This window comes from Rhizobium sp. RU33A, assembly GCF_900156055.1.
Lineage (GTDB): Bacteria > Pseudomonadota > Alphaproteobacteria > Rhizobiales > Rhizobiaceae > Allorhizobium.
The window spans coordinates 130,698-145,722 of the sequence record NZ_FTMQ01000005.1; the positions used below are offsets into that span (position 1 = coordinate 130,698).

Consider the following 15,025-nt stretch of genomic DNA (forward strand, 5'->3'; position numbering starts at 1 on the left):
CGACCAGAGCAAAGAATGACGAAACAAAAAGGCCGCGTCGGCTTAGCACCGACTCGGCCTTCTTTCTGATGTCAATGACCGGTCAGCCAATGTCAAAAATGCTACCGAGCCATTTCATCTGCTTCCGCTCCTGAAACGCCTGTCCACCCTCATGATTGTTGAAGTCGTACTCAACGATCTCTTTTTCCCCGGCATAGGCATTGTAGGCCGCGTAGACGGTTGAAGGCGGGCAGATGTCATCCATCAGGCCGACGGAAAAAAGCGCCTTCGCTTCGGCCCTTTGCCCGAAGTTCACGCAATCGAAATAGGCGAGCGTTTCGAAAACCTTGTCCTTCTTGTCTCGCTGTTGGGCGAGAAACTGGGCGATCTCTGTATAGGGCTCGCGTAAGGCCACTCTCACCGCACGCGGAAAATCGCTCAAGAACGGTACGTCCGGCATGGCCGCCTTGATCCGTGGATCCAAACCGGCAGCGGCAATGGACATGCCCCCGCCCTGGCTGTCCCCACATACGGCGATCCTGGTCGCATCGACAAAGGGCAGGTCGACCAAGCCATCGATCGCACGCACGCAATCAGTCAGCAGTCGGCGGTAGTAATAATCCTTCCGATCAAGGATCCCTCGCGTCATGAAGCCGGGGAAAGAGGCCGTGGATCCCACGGGGTCGGGCGTACCGCCGACGCTCCAAACACTGCCCTGCCCGCGTGTATCCATCCGAAAATAGGCATAGCCAGAGGCAGCCCAGTGCAGTTGATCATGCGGCTGGCCACGACCGCCGCCATAGCCGATATACTGCACCACCAGCGGCAAAGGCCCCTTTCGATCCACAGGCATGATCAGCCATCCCTTGACCGGATGTCCGCCGAAGCCGGGAAACGTCACATCGTAGGTCTCGAGCACCTTGAGCGATGTCTCTGCCTTGACGATCTCGACCTTGCCACCCGCCGCGCGAGCCTCCGCAATTGTCGAGCTCCAGAAGGCATCGAAGTCCTCGGGCATGGCGACCATGCTGCGATAGGCCCCAAGGTCGGGATGAACGAGATCAGAAATCGGCATGATGGGCTCCGTGACCATTGAGTGCGTAAACAGAAGGGGCCAAGTGACCGGTCCGGTCAAGCGCCGGTCAGCAGTTCGCCGGGGACCTGGCCGAGAGCGCCGTCCAGGGCTTCCAAGCATCTCTCGGCATCTGCGAGACTGAAGGCGAGCGGCGGTCTGATCTTGATGATGTTCCCGAACGGGCCTGTCGAGGACACGAGAACGCCGGCCGCCTTCATGTGTTCGCGCAACCAGCGGGCAGCGAGCTTGGCTGGCGCTTTCGTATCGCGGTCCAATACCAGTTCGACGCCGAGGAAAAGGCCACGGCCTTGGATATGGCCAATGATCTCATGACGCATCTGCAGTTTTTCAAGCCCGGCCTTGAGCGCCTCGCTGCTGCGTCGTGCGTTCCCCTGAAGGTCCTCGCCAAAGAGCACATCGAGACATGCGTTGCCGACCACGGCGGAGACCGTATTGCCGCCAAAGGTATTGAAATAGCCACCCTTCGTCTGAAGTTGCGCGGCAATCTCGCGCCGCGTCACCACGGCAGCGATCGGGTGGCCGTTGCCCATGGGCTTGCCCATGGTGACGATGTCGGGCTCCACGTCGAAGGCCTGGAAGCCCCACATATGCGTGCCGGAGCGGGCAAAGCCCATCTGCACTTCGTCCGCAATGGTGAGGCCGCCATAGCGCTTCACCGACGCGTAGACCTTCGAAAGATAGTCAGGTGGCGGCACGAGGGCGCCGTTGGCGTCGAAGATGGAGTCGATCATCACGCCTGCAAGGCCCTTGCCGTGTTGCTCGAGCCGGTCCGCCGCTTCATCCAGATGCCCGGCATATTTGGTCCCGGCATCGTTGTCGCCCTGACGATAAAGACCCCGGTAGAGGTTGGGCGGCGGCAGGGTTTCGACCCAGGTCGGCCTTTGCGACGCGTCATAATCAATCAGCGACAGAGGCGCGCCGACAGAGGTGTTGCCGTGATAGCTGTTTTCGGTGACGACGATGCCCTCGTTACCACTCACCGCGCGCGCCATGCGGACCGCAAGATCATTCGCCTCGGAGCCGGTGCAGACGAAGATCCAGGTATCGAGGTGAGCTGGAAGGGTTGCCGAAAGACGCTCTCCCAGCCTGACGATCTCGCGGTGCAGATAGCGAGAATTGGTGTTGAGCGTGCTCGCCTGACGCGCAAGCGCATCTACGACATAAGGATGGCAATGGCCAAGGTTGGCGACATTGTTGTAGCAGTCGAGATATTCTTTGCCTGCCGCATCCCACACCTTGGACCCACGACCGCGCACGAGCTCAAGCGGCTCATTGTAGAAGGTGTAGGTCTTGCCGAGCACTGCCTCGCGCTGTTTCAGGAGAGATGGCATGGCAACGGTTGCAACGACAGGGGCGGCATTGGCGACGGGAACCACCGAGGGCATCATAGAAGACACGAAGTCCGCACTGCAGACCGATGCGATCCGTTCGATCGCCGTCATGTAGAAGCCCTGAAGATCATCGAGCGGGGTCGCGTCATCGCCAGCGGTGCGGTAGGCAACGATGCCCACCTGAAGCATCAGTCGCGCGAGCACCAGATCGCGCAGCACGGCGAGATCGGCCGCCTCCAGCGGCATGAAGCGCTGATATCCCCGTACCAGGCAGCCTGCGGCAAACACAGGATCAGAGCTCCAGTGTATAAGCGAAGCGATGGTTACGGCGAGGTCCTGAACCAGAGGCCCAAAGACCATGTCGCCGAAGTCGATCACGCCCGCGATGCTGAACGACGGATCGAAAGCCGTAATGACGTTGGACTCGTGGAAGTCGTTGTAGATGATCTGGGCACGCAGTTTCGGCAGGGATTCGGTGAGGGTCTCGGAAAGCGCCGGCAGAAGATCGGCGATGATGGAGCTTACGCGCTCCGGCATGTAATGCAGCAGTCCGGCAAGGAGCAGTGGGGCGTTCTTCAGATCCCACGGCATGGTCTTCGGGGCACCGCGACTGTAAAAGCCCTGCAATGCTCGGGCCAGGCGTCCGCTCATTGCCCCCAATGCCACAAGTTCGTCTGCGCTAAGTCTCTTCCCCTCTGCGTTGATACCATCGAGCAGGGTCTTTCCGGGCAGGAAGGTCAAAACCCGCAGGACATGCGCCTCTCCCCGCTCGTTGGTGATCGAAGCCATCGGTGCACCGGAAAGGGTGCGCATGACCCTCGGCACCGGAAAGCCAGGGTCAACGGCAGCCACATGGTCAAGCGCCCCCAACTGGAACTCAAGGCTTTCGGTGGGCTCGTCTACCGACGCGACCTTGACGACGAACTGGCGGCCATCCGCGGCGGTCAGCCTGAAGTTCTGCTCGCGCTCGCCTCCAAGCCGGCCAAGGGTGCCCACCAGTCCATAGAGGGCCCGGACCCGGGCCGCGACGTCTTCTTCGCCCAGCTCCGGCGCGCCAATGCTGGCAAGAAGGACATCTATCCCGTTCTGTTGTATCTTGCTTTTCACCGGAATACCTCATGGACTGGACAAATAGGGTTGCGATGGGCGGAATTTGATCTGGCCTGTGGGTAAAAGACGGGTCATCGCCCTCACCGGCGGAATGCTCTCATGAGACGAATGGGCGGCTCATGAGAAACGCGGACCTTCCCTTGCGAAGTCTCGCAATGTTGTCCGGCTGATGAAGTCAACAAGGCCATCGTCAATGACCCCGCAATGCGCTGTCTGATCCTCTGGTCGCCACGGCTGCAACGAGCAGCCCAAGGGCGACCACGCCGAGGATCATCGTGGATACGGCGTTGATCTCGGGCGTCACGCCGAACTTGATCTGGGAGTAGATCTTCATCGGCAGCGTCGAGGCACCGGGACCCGTCGTGAAGCTGGAGATGACGAGATCATCGAGCGACAGGGTGAAGGACAGCAGCCAGGCCGATGCCAGCGCCGGAAGGATGTTCGGGAGCGCGACCTTGAGAAAAGCGGTCGCCGGCGGGCAGCCGAGGTCCCTCGCCGCCTCTTCGAGTGAAGGGTCAAGTTCGGCAAGCCGCGACTGAAGCACGACGGCTGCAAAGCACATGGTGAAGGTGGCATGCGCCAGCGTGATCGTCACAGGTCCCCTGTCGATGCCGAGCGCGACGAACATCAAGAGCATGGAAACCCCCAGCACGACTTCGGGCATGACCATCGGGGCAGCGAGAAGGCCCATGAACAGCTGCCGCCCGCGAAAGCGGCGGATACGGACCATGACGACGGCGGCCAGGAGCCCGAGCGCAGTGGCAAGGGTGGCCGAGATCGCCGCGACCATGAAGCTCACCCGCGCACCGTCAAGAAGGGCGGCATTGGACAACGCCGCGCCGTACCACTGCGTCGAGAATCCACCCCACACCGTCACGAGCTTTGATTTGTTGAAGCTGAAGACGATTAGGATGGCGATCGGTAAGTACAAAAACGACATTACAAGGAAGATCGACAGCTGGTTGAACCAGCTTGGCCCCTGCGACGACTGGCTCATGATCAGACCCTCATCTTGGAAAGGCGGGATTGCAGCAAGGTGATCGGGATGACGAGGAGCAGGACCAGGAGTACCGTCACAGAGGCTGCGACCGGCCAGTCCCTGTTGTTGAAGAATTCCACCCAGATCGTCCGCCCGATCATCTGCGTATCGGCACCACCGAGAAGATCGGGCACAACGAATTCCCCGACCACGGGGATGAAGACGAGCGCACAGCCGGCGACGACGCCTGACAGACTGAGCGGAAAGGTCACGCGCCAGAACGAAGAGAACCGGCTGCATCCCAGATCCCGCGCTGCCTCGAGCAGGCTGCGATCGCGGTCTGCGAGGTTCGAATAGATCGGCAGGACCATGAACGGAAGATAGGTATAGACGATGCCGATATAGACCGCCGTCTGCGTGTTTAGGATCTGCAAGGGCTGATCGATTACCCCCATTGCTAAAAGCAGACTGTTGAGCAGGCCATCATTGCTGAGAATGGCCATCCAGGCATAGACGCGGATCAGCAGCGAGCTCCAGAACGGCACGATGACGAGGAACACCAGGACCGAACGCCAGGGGCGCCTGCAAGAGGAGATGCCATAGGCAAGCGGATAGGCAATGAGCAACGTCAACAGTGTCGAGATCATCGCCACCTTCAGGCTCGTCAGATAGGCGTGGGCATAGAGCCCGTCGCGGAGAACGAACTGAAGATTTTCAAAATTTAGGCTGATGGACAGCATCGCGCCGTCCCAGGTGAGCAGCGGCTCGTAGGGCGGCATTCCGACACGTGTGGAGGACAGCGCGATGGCGAGCACGAGCAGAGTCGGCAGAAGAAACATCACGCCAAGCCAGAGGAAAGGCGGAACGATCAGCAGTCTCTGGCTCTGTCGCAGGGATCTCAAGGTGACCACGGCATCACTCCGCGAGAAGGTGGGCAGCCTCATCAGCCCACCGGGCGATGACGGCGTCACCGGTCTGGACGCCGTCATCGCCGCTGTTGACTTTCATCGCGTCAAGCGTGGCGCCCGTTGCGAGCCGAACGCGATATCGCCGTTGCGCACCGGTATAGGTGATATCCTCGACGACACCGGGAACACCTTCGCCGCTGCGCACGAGTTCAACCCTCTCTGGCCGGACGGATAGCCACAGCGGACCGTCGGTCGACATGCCGGACGGCAGGCGCACGCGGAATGTTCCCTCGATGCCGGAGAGAACGACGCTCGCCAGTCCTTGATCCGAACTTGCGCTGGCGACTTCGAAGATGTTCGCTTCGCCGAGGAACTTTGCCACATACCGGGAAATCGGCGCCTCGTAGACCGCCTCAGGAGACCCCACCTGAAGGACGCGGCCCGACTGCATGATCGCGATACGGGACGAGACCGTCATCGCTTCGTGCTGATCATGGGTCACAATGATGAATGTGAGCCCGAGCTCCTTCTGCAGCCTCACCAGTTCATCCTGGGTTTCGGTACGCAGGTTCTTGTCGAGCGCGCCGAGCGGCTCGTCGAGCAAGAGAACCTTGGGACGTTTCACGAGGGCACGGGCAAGTGCCACGCGCTGACGCTGGCCACCGGAAAGCTGTGACGGTTTTCTTTCAAGCAGGGCACCAAGTTGCAGTTTCCCGGCGACCTCGGCCAGCCGGGCCGCGATCTCAACCTTCGGCAGGCGGTCCTGTACAAGGCCGAAGACAACGTTTTTCGCAACACTGAGATGCGGGAAGAGAGCGTAAGACTGGAACATCATGTTGGTGGGCCGCCTCTCCGGAGGAAGCGCAGTAACATCGGCTCCATCCAAGAGGACGCTGCCGGCGGTCGGCGTCTCAAACCCGGCGATCATTCGAAGAAGCGTGGACTTGCCACAACCGGACGGTCCCAGCAGGGAGAAGAACTCCCCCCTGCCGATATCGAGCGATATGCCGCTCACAGCGATGAAGTTTCCGTAGGTCTTGCTCAACCCATCGACCGTCAGAAATGGCTTCTGCATGGCGCGCCTCATTCTCTTGTTTTTTATTGGCCGGCGCGGAAGGTCGTCCAGATCCGGGTGCGTTCCCTGTTCTGTCGCGGCGGCAGGGACTTGTCGCTGAAGAGCTTCGCTTGCACTTCTGCCGGCGGATAGATGTTCGGATCCTTGGTGATGGCTTCATCCACCAGCGGGGTCGCTGCGGCATTGGCATTTGCCAAGAAGACGGCGTTGCTGATGTCGGCGGCGACCTTGGGTTCCAAGATGTAGTCGATGAATTGCAGCGCATGATCCACGTTGGCCGCATCCGCCGGGATGGCCATCGTGTCGAAGGAAACGATCGTGCCTTCCTTGGGCAGCGAATAGTGGATTTCCTGGCCGGTTTTCGCCTCTTCGGCGCGTGCGGCGGCAATGCCAGTGTCACCACTCCACATGATGGCGAGGCAGAGCTGTCCCGACGCCATATCGGCAACCAGCTTGCCGCTCTGCATGTGCCGGATGTTCGGGCGCAGGGCCATCAGCAGATCCTCCGCCTTTTTCAGATCGTCCGGATTGGCGGAATAGGGATCAAGACCGAGGTAGTTCAGCGCGATCGGGACGATCTCGCTCGGCGCATCGACGATGCCTATGCCGCAATCTGCAAAATTCGCAGCGATCTTTGGATCGAACACCATGGCGAGGCTATTGACCGGCGCATTGGGAAGACGCTGCTCGATCATCCCTTTGTTGTAGGCGATACCTGTCGTCAGCCACATATAGGGCACCAGATAGGTGTTGCCGCTGTCGTGCGCGCCGAGCAGCTTGACAAGTTCAGGGTTGAGATTGCCGTAGTTCTTCAGCTTGCTCTTATCGACTGGCTGCAGGGCGCCCGAAGCGATCAGTCGCTCGCCGGCCGTGGCGCTGGGGAATACGACGTCGAACCCGCTGCCACCCGCAAGAAGCCGGGTTTCCAGGATCTCCAGCGAATCGAAGAAGTCGACGCGCGCATCGATGGAGGTCTTCTCGATGAATTTCGAGATCGTGTCCGGCGCGAAGTAGTCGGAGAAATTGTAGATGAACAGCTGATCGGCATGGGCATCTACGGCCGGCGCCACGAGGCAGGCGGTAAACAGCAGTGCCATGCCCGAATTAAAGATGTTTGTCTTGGCCATTGCTACGCTTCCCCTCAGCTCCGATTGCGGAGATTATGTTTTTGTGACGTCCTGCAAGACATATCTAACCCGGCAGAACGGGCTGATCCTTCGTGATTTGCCGAAGTGAATTCGACGACATCCTCCATGTTGGATGGGATGCCCACTCCGAGCCTTTTTCGATGACATGAGGTCCTTATCAGGCGACCCGGACCAGAGCCTTCGGGATGTTGCTCGTGATGGCATCGACGAAGGCGCGGACAGCCGGTCTGCTCTTCCAATCCTCGACCGTCGCAACCTGGAACTTCGCCTTGTAAGAAAAGAGGTTCGGGCGAATGAGACGCATGCGGCCGGAACGGACAAATTGGGCGGCATAATGATCCGGCAGATAGCCGAGATAAGCTCCCGAGAGGATGAGGAACGCCTCTGCCTCCATGTTGGAGACAGTCGCATGCGGGTTGCTGATGGCAAAAATCTTGATGTCACGTGCAGCCCAGTAATTACGACCGATGATCCGGTGTACCCTTGCTTCCTCGACACCGATGTTTTCATCCGGCACAGAGAACAGCGGATGGCCCGCACCGCAGTAGAAATTCTGCGTTTCCTCGTAGAGATCGATATAGGCCAGCCCGAGTGTCATCCGGGGAAAGCTGCCGACAACGAGGTCGAGCTTTCTCGACACCACATCGCGCAGCAACTCACCCGGAGATTTGGTATCGATCGACAAGTGGAGAGCGGGTGCGATTTCGGCGAGCTTGGCAATCGTTCTGGCGAGTGGCGACAGGGGATCTGTGATCGTATTGTCGACAAGCCCGACGGTGAGAGTGCCGCTGAGGTTCGATTTGAGGCCTGAGACTTTTCGACTGAATTGATCAAGCGATCCCGTCAGCCGCTGGCATTCATCAAAGATTAATCGCCCATTTTCTGTCAGTTCGAACCCGCTTCGGCCACGCCTGCAAAGCGTCACGCCCAGCCGCTCTTCGAGTGCGGATATCTTTCCGGAGATGGTGGACAGAGATAGGTTCAAGTCGGCCTGGGCGGCGGACAGACCGCCCGCCTCGACCACGCGGATGAAAATCTTGATGAGCCTGATATCGGCGTTGTCGACCGAAATCAGATTGCGCAGCTTCCCTTCGCACTTCTGCATATGTCGTTCCCCTCTCAACCGAGCGCCTGTCCGAAATCGCGGGCTGGCCTGGCCAGACAGCGAGGACCTCAGTAGCGGGAAGCGAGCGTTGTCTCTGGCTCAAAATCGGTCCCGCACTTGTCGAGGGTGAGGATTACAGAGCGGATCGGTTTGGAGAATATCAAACAAAAAACGGGTATATTGAATTTTACAAATGTAATGCATGCGCCTGCAGGATAGCTCGGGCGACATAATTCACGTTGGCGGCCTGCTCGCCCGTGCGGGTGGCGAGATCGATGGCGGCGAAATAGGTTTCATCCTTCAGAGGCAGACGCCGCAACCTTTGCTGCCGCGAAAAGGTCTCCGCATAATGGACCGGCAGAACGCCGAGATAAGCACCAGACAGCACCAAGAATGTTTCGGCTTCGATATCAAATGCCACACGATGCTTGATAGGATCGTCGAAGCGCTGCCCCCTGACCCTGTTCCAGTAGCCGCGGTGTACCCAAGGATAATCGTAGCAATCAGACCCCGAGATCTGCTCGTCCGGGACGGTGAACAGTGGGTGGCCCGAGCCACAATACACAGCATGCTCCTCGCGATAAAGAGTCCGGTAGCCAAGACTGGCGACCTTGATGTCGGAGCCACCAATCCCGACATCAAGCTCGTTCGAGGCGACAGCCTTCGTGATGTCGTTGGGGCGCATGATCTTGAGGTTGAGCTCGATTTCGGGCGCCTTGCGCGAAATGACGGCCACTGCGTCTCCCAGCTTCAATGCCGGATCCGTCGCCAGACAATCTACGACGCCGACGCTGACCTTCCCGGCCAGCTCGCTTCTGAGACAGGACAGCCTTGCGGAGCCGGCATCCAGCAGTCCCGTCATTTCAACGCTGATGTCGTAAACTCGCCGGCCTTCATGCGTAAGCGAAAAGCCTCGGCGTCCGCGCTCGCACAACTTGACCCCGATGCGTTGCTCAAGGGCTGTCAGGTGGTTGGAAATGGTCGGCTGGCTGAGCGACAGCTCCATCTGCGCGGCCGATATGCCGCCATTGCGGACGACGCATTCGAATACCCGCAGCAGATGAATGTCTGATCCCGAAATCTTCATGGACATAGAATGCACCAAAGGTACGGGATGGCCAACTCTCCGTCTCCACGTGTCGCCGGACAATGGGGTCGACCAGACATCCCCGATGACGCCTGGCCGACTGCTGATCGGCTTGGGAGAACGCGATCAGCTCCTTGCGCCGGGCGCGTTCAGCATCAGGCAGAGGATCGTGTGAAGCACCTGGGCCGCGATCTGCGCCGTGTTCGTCGTGGAATCATACTGTGGCGCAACCTCGACTACGTCTCCACCGATGATGTTGAGGCCATCAAGGCCCCGCAGGATCTGTAGCACTTCCCGTGGCAGGAGACCGCCGACTTCGGGCGTGCCCGTTCCCGGCGCAAAGCCAGGATCGACGCTGTCGATATCAAACGAAACGTAAGTGGGTCTGTCGCCGACGATCCGGCGCGCTTTCTCGATGATCGCGGGGAGGCTGGCTTCGCCGACTTCCTCGGCGTGGACCACGGTCATTCCGCTTTCATAGGAAAATTCCCAGAGATATTCGGCAGGGCCGCGGATACCGATCTGGATCGTCCGTCGAGGATCCAGAACTCCGTCAAGAACGGCCAGGCGGAACGGGCCGCCGTGCTGGAACTTTGTACCCTCGTAGGGGCCGGCCGTATCGCAATGGGCGTCGATGTGGATCAGACCGATTGGCTCTTTTTCACCTATCGCCTTCAGGATAGACGACGTGATGGAATGGTCGCCACCGACGCTCAAGGGTTTGACACCGGCCGCTACCATGCGGCGATAAAATGCTTCGATATCGGCATGGCACTGCGCGAGATCAAAGCGGCTCGTGAGGGGAACGTCGCCGATATCGGCAACATCGGCCATCGTCAGCGGAGATGTGCGCAGCACGTGGTCATAGGGCCCGATACGTTCGATTGTTCTGAGCGCGCGGGGGCCAAAGCGGGTACCATTGCGGTTGGTCACACCAAGGTCCATGGGAACACCGACAAGCGCAATGTCCAACCCGCCGAAGTTGTCAGCGTCCTGCGCCTCGGGGAAACTGCGAGCATCAAGAAGCGTCGGAATACCGGCGAAAGGCCATTTCCGCTTGTCGCCGCCCTTGAATTGCGACTGCGCAACCGCTTTGAAATCCGGATCGAAAATGTCTCCGCCGGAGGCATTGGCGTATCTTTCCCGCAGCGCATCGAGATGTGTCTTGTCAATCATAGACGTAGCTCTCCCAATTGATGGACAAGACCGTACCGACGCAAAATCTGGAAGTGGTTCGCGATTTTCCGAAGTAATCGGACTCATATTTATATGTAACCGACCCGCGCGATCGGTCAGCATCCTCGACAATCAAACACTCAAAAAAAGGGGAATGTCATGCCAATCAAGAACGTTGCGAATACGTCCATCGGACGACGAGGCTTGCTGAAGGGCCTATCAGGTCTTGCGATCGCACCCTTGATCACCGGCTTTCCGAACATCGTCCGGGCCCAAGAGAAGAAACTCCGCGTCGGTCTCTACGGAGGCTACTTCAAGGACACGTTCGACGCCGAGATCTTTCCCGACTTCACGGCCGCCACAGGCATCGAGATCGAGAGCGTTGGCGAGCCGACCGGTGAAGTCTGGCTGATCCAGCTCGAACAGGCCGCCAGGGCGGGCACCTCGCCGGTCGATGTATCGATGATGGCTGGTGTGCCAGTCATCCGCGGCGCAAACAGCGGGTTGTGGGCGCCGCTCGACCCAAACAAAATTCCCAATATGAAATACATCAAGCCCGACCTTGTACGCCAGAACGCTAAGGGAGAGGTTGTAGCGATCGGTGCAACGAGTTGGTATGTGACCCTGGTCTCCAACACGGACGTCTATCCGGAAGCGCCGACCTCATGGAAAGACATCTGGGACCCCAAATACAAAGACAGCCTGGGCCTGCTTGCCAATGTCGGCAACTCATATCTGCTGGAGGTCGCCGCCAAGGTCTATTTCGGCGGCATCAATCATCTCGATACGGATGACGGCATTCGAGAAGCCTGCGCCAAAGTCGGCGAACTGAAGCCGAACGTCCGCCTCTGGTACCGCGACGAAGCCCAGTTCGAACAGGCTCTGAAGTCAGGCGAAATCCCGATGGGACAATACTTCCACGACGTCACCAGGCTTGCTGTCCAAGACGGCTTTCCGGTACGTTCCACCATGCCCATCGAAGGCGGGATCTACGACTATGGCACATGGGCGGTAACAAAAGCTGCGGCCGCCTCTCTCGATCTTGCCTATGTCTACATGGACTACATGTCCCAGCCTTCAACACAGGCGACACTTGCGCGCAAACTTGGCAGCGCTCCGGTTGTCGAACGCTCGACCATGGATCTCACCGACGAAGAGTTTAACTCGGTGTCTTCGGAAATTGATCCGGTGCGCCCGCATTACGAGATGCAGGCGCTGAAGACCGACTTCATCAACCAGGTCTGGACGGAGATGCAGCAGGGCTAAACGCTCTGCTTCCTCCGAACAAAGTGAAACCTGACGCAGGGGACGCACTGCGCGTCTGCCGGAGTGATACCATGTCTGGACTAGTCATCCGCGAGATCCACAAGACCTACGGCCCGGTGCCCGCGTTGAGCAATATCTCGCTCGATGTGGAGAACGGCAAATTCCTCTGCCTGCTCGGGCCGTCGGGTTGCGGCAAGTCCACGCTCCTGAGGATAATCGCGGGGCTGGATGATGCGTCGAAAGGACAGATCCTTCTCGATGGCCGTGACATCACGAAGGTGCCGACACATCAGCGTAATTTCGGCATGGTCTTCCAGTCCCTTGCGCTGTTTCCCCACTTGTCAGTCGGGGAGAACATCGCCTTTGCGTTGAGCATACGTGGTGCGTCCCGCGAGGTTCAAAAGCGCGAGGTGGAAAGGCTGCTGGAGCTTATGCATCTGCCCGGCATTGCCGAGCGTTCGATCCTGCAGCTTTCGGGTGGGCAGCGCCAGCGCGTGGCGATTGCCCGAGCGCTCGCACTTAAGCCGAAGCTGTTTCTCCTCGATGAACCGATGTCTGCCCTCGACGCGAAGTTGCGTGAGGCGATGCAGGTCGAGCTCAAGCGTCTGCAACAGGAACTCGGCATCACCACCCTGCTTGTGACCCATGACCAGAAGGAGGCGATGACGACCGCCGACCTCGTCGTGTTGATGTCCGGCGGCGTGATCCAGCAAGTCGCTCCACCGCTTGAGATGTATCGAAAACCGGCCAACGCCTTCGTGGCCCAATTCATCGGCGCGACGAACCTGATTGGTGCGAGATCGCTCGGCGGAGGCCGGGTCGAGGTTGCCGGTGGCACGGTTGGAATCGAACAGGCTCCGCCTCCAGGACCGTTTACCTTCTCGGTGCGGCCGGAGGACCTACACCTGCAGGACAATGAGAGCAGCAGTAGCCTTGCGGGCCGGATCGCCTTCACCCGGCACCTCGGTGCGAGCATCGAGGTGAACGTCGCGGTGGACGGCATGGATAAGGACCTGGTGGTCGCCGTGCCCGCGAGAGAAGAGAGCAGCCTTTCAATCGGCCGCCCGGTGCATGTCCATGTGAACGGCGCGACCTGCGTCGTCCTGAGGTGAATGATGAGCACCCGGCAGCCCAAATCCCTGATAGCCTATCTGCCAATCCTGGTTCCGGCCCTTCTCCTGACAGTCTTCTTCGTCCTGCCATTCGGGACAATGGTCATGACCTCGTTCTATGAAAACAGGAGCATCGGGGCGGCGGAGACCGCTTTCACGCTCGCCAACTACCAGCGCCTGCTCAGCCCCTTCTTTCTCGGGCTGGTAACCGCCTCCTTCGGCCTTGCGTTCGGCGTTGCCGCGATTTCCATTCTGATCGCGTTCCCCTTCTCCTATCTGCTCGTCAACGCCCCGCGTTCCACGCAGGTCGGCTGGCTCATTTTCTTGCTGTCCATTCTCTCCCTGTCGGAATCGATCATAGGGTTCGCCTGGTCCACATTGCTGTCAAGGACTGCGGGGATCAGCAATCTCTTCGTGCTGATCGGCCTTATTGACCGGCCTGCCTCCTATGCACCCGGAATTGGGGCGCTTCTGACAGGTGTGGTGTATACGGCAATCCCCTACGCCGTTCTGGTCCTTTACCCCATTCTCTCCAGGGTCGATCCGCACATCGAAGAGGCGGCACGGACGCTTGGGCTCTCGCCGCTGAGGACCTTCTTGCGCGTGGCACTGCCGATGCATCGCAATGCGATCGTGACCACATTTCTGATGCTGCTGGTCTTCACGCTCGGCAGCTATCTCATGCCGCAGATCCTGGGGCGGCCGCAACACTGGACCTTGTCCGTTGCGATCAGCGATCAGGCGCTGGTGCAGTCCAATGTCCCTTTCGCTGCGGCACTCTCCGTGTTCCTCGTCGTCGTCACGCTTCTGATCGTCCTCACGGTTATCCAGTTCGGGCGCAAGGAGCAGACAGCATGACGCAAACCTCTGTGAGACGACTGTTCTTCACGGTCCTTGGCATCATCATGGCAGCGCCACTGCTCGTGGTTCTCGGCGTGTCCGTGAACGAAAAGAAGTCGCTGACCTTCCCGCCACAAGGGTTCAATCTGCGCTGGTATATGGATCTCTTCCGTGCAGGTGACTGGTCGACCTCGATCGCGAACAGCGCGACCACAGCCCTTCTCTCGGCCACACTCGCCGTCGCCATCGCGTTCCCGATCGCCTGGTTCAGCTGGCGTTACCGCCTGAGCTGGGTCAGGATCGTGATTGCGGTAGGCCTCGCGCCCTTCCTCCTTCCCCCCGTCATCACGGCGCTCGGCTTCCTGTCCTTCTGGACACAGTCCGGGTTTTACGGGCAATACTGGACCGTCGTTGTCAGCCACGGGATCTTCCTGGTTTCGCTTCCGCTGGTGTCGCTGACCCTCGGCTTCAGCGCGCTCGACAGGAGCCTCCCGGAGGCGGCGGCCATGCTTGGCGCGGATGACCGACAGGTGCTGGCGAGGATCATCTTACCCCTCGTTCGCCCCTATGTGATCTCCGGCTTCGCCTTCGCGTTCGTCGTGTCGCTAAACGAATATCTCATCGCCTACATGACCGTGGGCGCCGTTCTCGAAACGCTGCCGATGCGCATTTTCAACTCCCTGCGCTACGGATACACGCCGGTGATGGCAGCGGCTTCGGTCCTGTTCGTTTTCCTCACGATGGTGATCTTCTCGCTGGTCGCCCGTTTCGGCGACCTTCCAAAGCTCCTCGGCGCCCATCGTCGGTAAAGGC

The 15,025-nt window shown here is 59.5% G+C and carries 13 protein-coding genes; 4 read left to right on the forward strand and 9 right to left on the reverse strand.

Features of this window, described 5'->3' with window-relative positions; genetic code table 11:
* Positions 1-82 precede the first annotated feature (82 nt).
* From BW978_RS18090 to speB, 9 genes are all read right to left on the reverse strand, one after another.
* Positions 83-1,054: an acetylxylan esterase gene (locus BW978_RS18090; RefSeq protein WP_076397231.1), complete on the reverse strand. Its 972-nt coding sequence runs from the start codon at positions 1,052-1,054 to the stop codon at positions 83-85.
* Between the two features lie 56 nt (positions 1,055-1,110).
* Positions 1,111-3,513: an aminotransferase class III-fold pyridoxal phosphate-dependent enzyme gene (locus BW978_RS23175; RefSeq protein WP_083697633.1), complete on the reverse strand. Its 2,403-nt coding sequence runs from the start codon at positions 3,511-3,513 to the stop codon at positions 1,111-1,113.
* 193 nt (positions 3,514-3,706) lie between these two features.
* A complete protein-coding gene (locus BW978_RS18105; protein WP_244552007.1) occupies positions 3,707-4,456 on the reverse strand; it encodes an ABC transporter permease in 750 nt (249 codons plus the stop codon).
* Positions 4,457-4,515: 59 nt separating this feature from the next.
* Positions 4,516-5,334, reverse strand: coding sequence for an ABC transporter permease subunit (locus tag BW978_RS18110; protein ID WP_076397393.1), 819 nt, complete (start codon positions 5,332-5,334; stop codon positions 4,516-4,518).
* A gap of 76 nt (positions 5,335-5,410) precedes the next feature.
* Positions 5,411-6,478 (reverse strand): ABC transporter ATP-binding protein, encoded by a 1,068-nt coding sequence (locus BW978_RS18115; RefSeq protein ID WP_076397233.1) that lies wholly within the window; start codon positions 6,476-6,478, stop codon positions 5,411-5,413.
* A gap of 23 nt (positions 6,479-6,501) precedes the next feature.
* Positions 6,502-7,605: a polyamine ABC transporter substrate-binding protein gene (locus BW978_RS18120; RefSeq protein WP_083697636.1), complete on the reverse strand. Its 1,104-nt coding sequence runs from the start codon at positions 7,603-7,605 to the stop codon at positions 6,502-6,504.
* Between the two features lie 178 nt (positions 7,606-7,783).
* The gene (locus BW978_RS18125) at positions 7,784-8,731 is read right to left on the reverse strand and encodes a LysR family transcriptional regulator (protein ID WP_076397234.1); all 948 of its coding nucleotides are present in this window, start codon (positions 8,729-8,731) and stop codon (positions 7,784-7,786) included.
* Between the two features lie 187 nt (positions 8,732-8,918).
* Complete coding sequence (locus tag BW978_RS18130) at positions 8,919-9,824, reverse strand: LysR substrate-binding domain-containing protein (RefSeq protein ID WP_076397235.1); 906 nt, start codon at positions 9,822-9,824, stop codon at positions 8,919-8,921.
* Positions 9,825-9,944: 120 nt separating this feature from the next.
* Positions 9,945-10,994 (reverse strand): agmatinase, encoded by a 1,050-nt coding sequence (speB, locus tag BW978_RS18135; RefSeq protein WP_076397236.1) that lies wholly within the window; start codon positions 10,992-10,994, stop codon positions 9,945-9,947.
* Between the two features lie 159 nt (positions 10,995-11,153).
* On the opposite strand from speB, the gene BW978_RS18140 reads away from it, so the two are divergent.
* The 4 genes from BW978_RS18140 to BW978_RS18155 all read left to right on the forward strand — a co-directional run bounded on the left by BW978_RS18140 (position 11,154) and on the right by BW978_RS18155 (position 15,021).
* Positions 11,154-12,260, forward strand: a complete 1,107-nt coding sequence (locus tag BW978_RS18140; RefSeq protein ID WP_139330593.1) for an ABC transporter substrate-binding protein — start codon at positions 11,154-11,156, stop codon at positions 12,258-12,260.
* Positions 12,261-12,331: 71 nt separating this feature from the next.
* A complete protein-coding gene (locus tag BW978_RS18145) occupies positions 12,332-13,372 on the forward strand; it encodes an ABC transporter ATP-binding protein (protein ID WP_076397237.1) in 1,041 nt (346 codons plus the stop codon).
* Between the two features lie 3 nt (positions 13,373-13,375).
* On the forward strand, positions 13,376-14,230 hold the full coding sequence (locus tag BW978_RS18150; protein WP_076397396.1) for an ABC transporter permease: 855 nt from the start codon (positions 13,376-13,378) through the stop codon (positions 14,228-14,230).
* Positions 14,227-15,021, forward strand: a complete 795-nt coding sequence (locus BW978_RS18155; protein ID WP_076397238.1) for an ABC transporter permease — start codon at positions 14,227-14,229, stop codon at positions 15,019-15,021. Before BW978_RS18150 ends, BW978_RS18155 begins: the two co-directional genes overlap by 4 nt.
* Positions 15,022-15,025 lie beyond the last annotated feature (4 nt).

Bases quoted from the DNA above. Each gene is read 5' to 3' on its own strand.
- BW978_RS18090 (WP_076397231.1), bottom strand. From the start codon at position 1,054: ATGCCGATTTCTGATCTCGTTCATCCCGACCTTGGGGCCTATCGCAGC.
- BW978_RS18105 (WP_244552007.1), bottom strand. From the start codon at position 4,456: ATGTCGTTTTTGTACTTACCGATCGCCATCCTAATCGTCTTCAGCTTC.
- BW978_RS18110 (WP_076397393.1), bottom strand. From the start codon at position 5,334: ATGTTTCTTCTGCCGACTCTGCTCGTGCTCGCCATCGCGCTGTCCTCC.
- BW978_RS18115 (WP_076397233.1), bottom strand. From the start codon at position 6,478: ATGCAGAAGCCATTTCTGACGGTCGATGGGTTGAGCAAGACCTACGGA.
- BW978_RS18120 (WP_083697636.1), bottom strand. From the start codon at position 7,605: ATGGCCAAGACAAACATCTTTAATTCGGGCATGGCACTGCTGTTTACC.
- BW978_RS18125 (WP_076397234.1), bottom strand. From the start codon at position 8,731: ATGCAGAAGTGCGAAGGGAAGCTGCGCAATCTGATTTCGGTCGACAAC.
- BW978_RS18130 (WP_076397235.1), bottom strand. From the start codon at position 9,824: ATGTCCATGAAGATTTCGGGATCAGACATTCATCTGCTGCGGGTATTC.
- speB (WP_076397236.1), bottom strand. From the start codon at position 10,994: ATGATTGACAAGACACATCTCGATGCGCTGCGGGAAAGATACGCCAAT.
- BW978_RS18140 (WP_139330593.1), top strand. From the start codon at position 11,154: ATGCCAATCAAGAACGTTGCGAATACGTCCATCGGACGACGAGGCTTG.
- BW978_RS18145 (WP_076397237.1), top strand. From the start codon at position 12,332: ATGTCTGGACTAGTCATCCGCGAGATCCACAAGACCTACGGCCCGGTG.
- BW978_RS18150 (WP_076397396.1), top strand. From the start codon at position 13,376: ATGAGCACCCGGCAGCCCAAATCCCTGATAGCCTATCTGCCAATCCTG.
- BW978_RS18155 (WP_076397238.1), top strand. From the start codon at position 14,227: ATGACGCAAACCTCTGTGAGACGACTGTTCTTCACGGTCCTTGGCATC.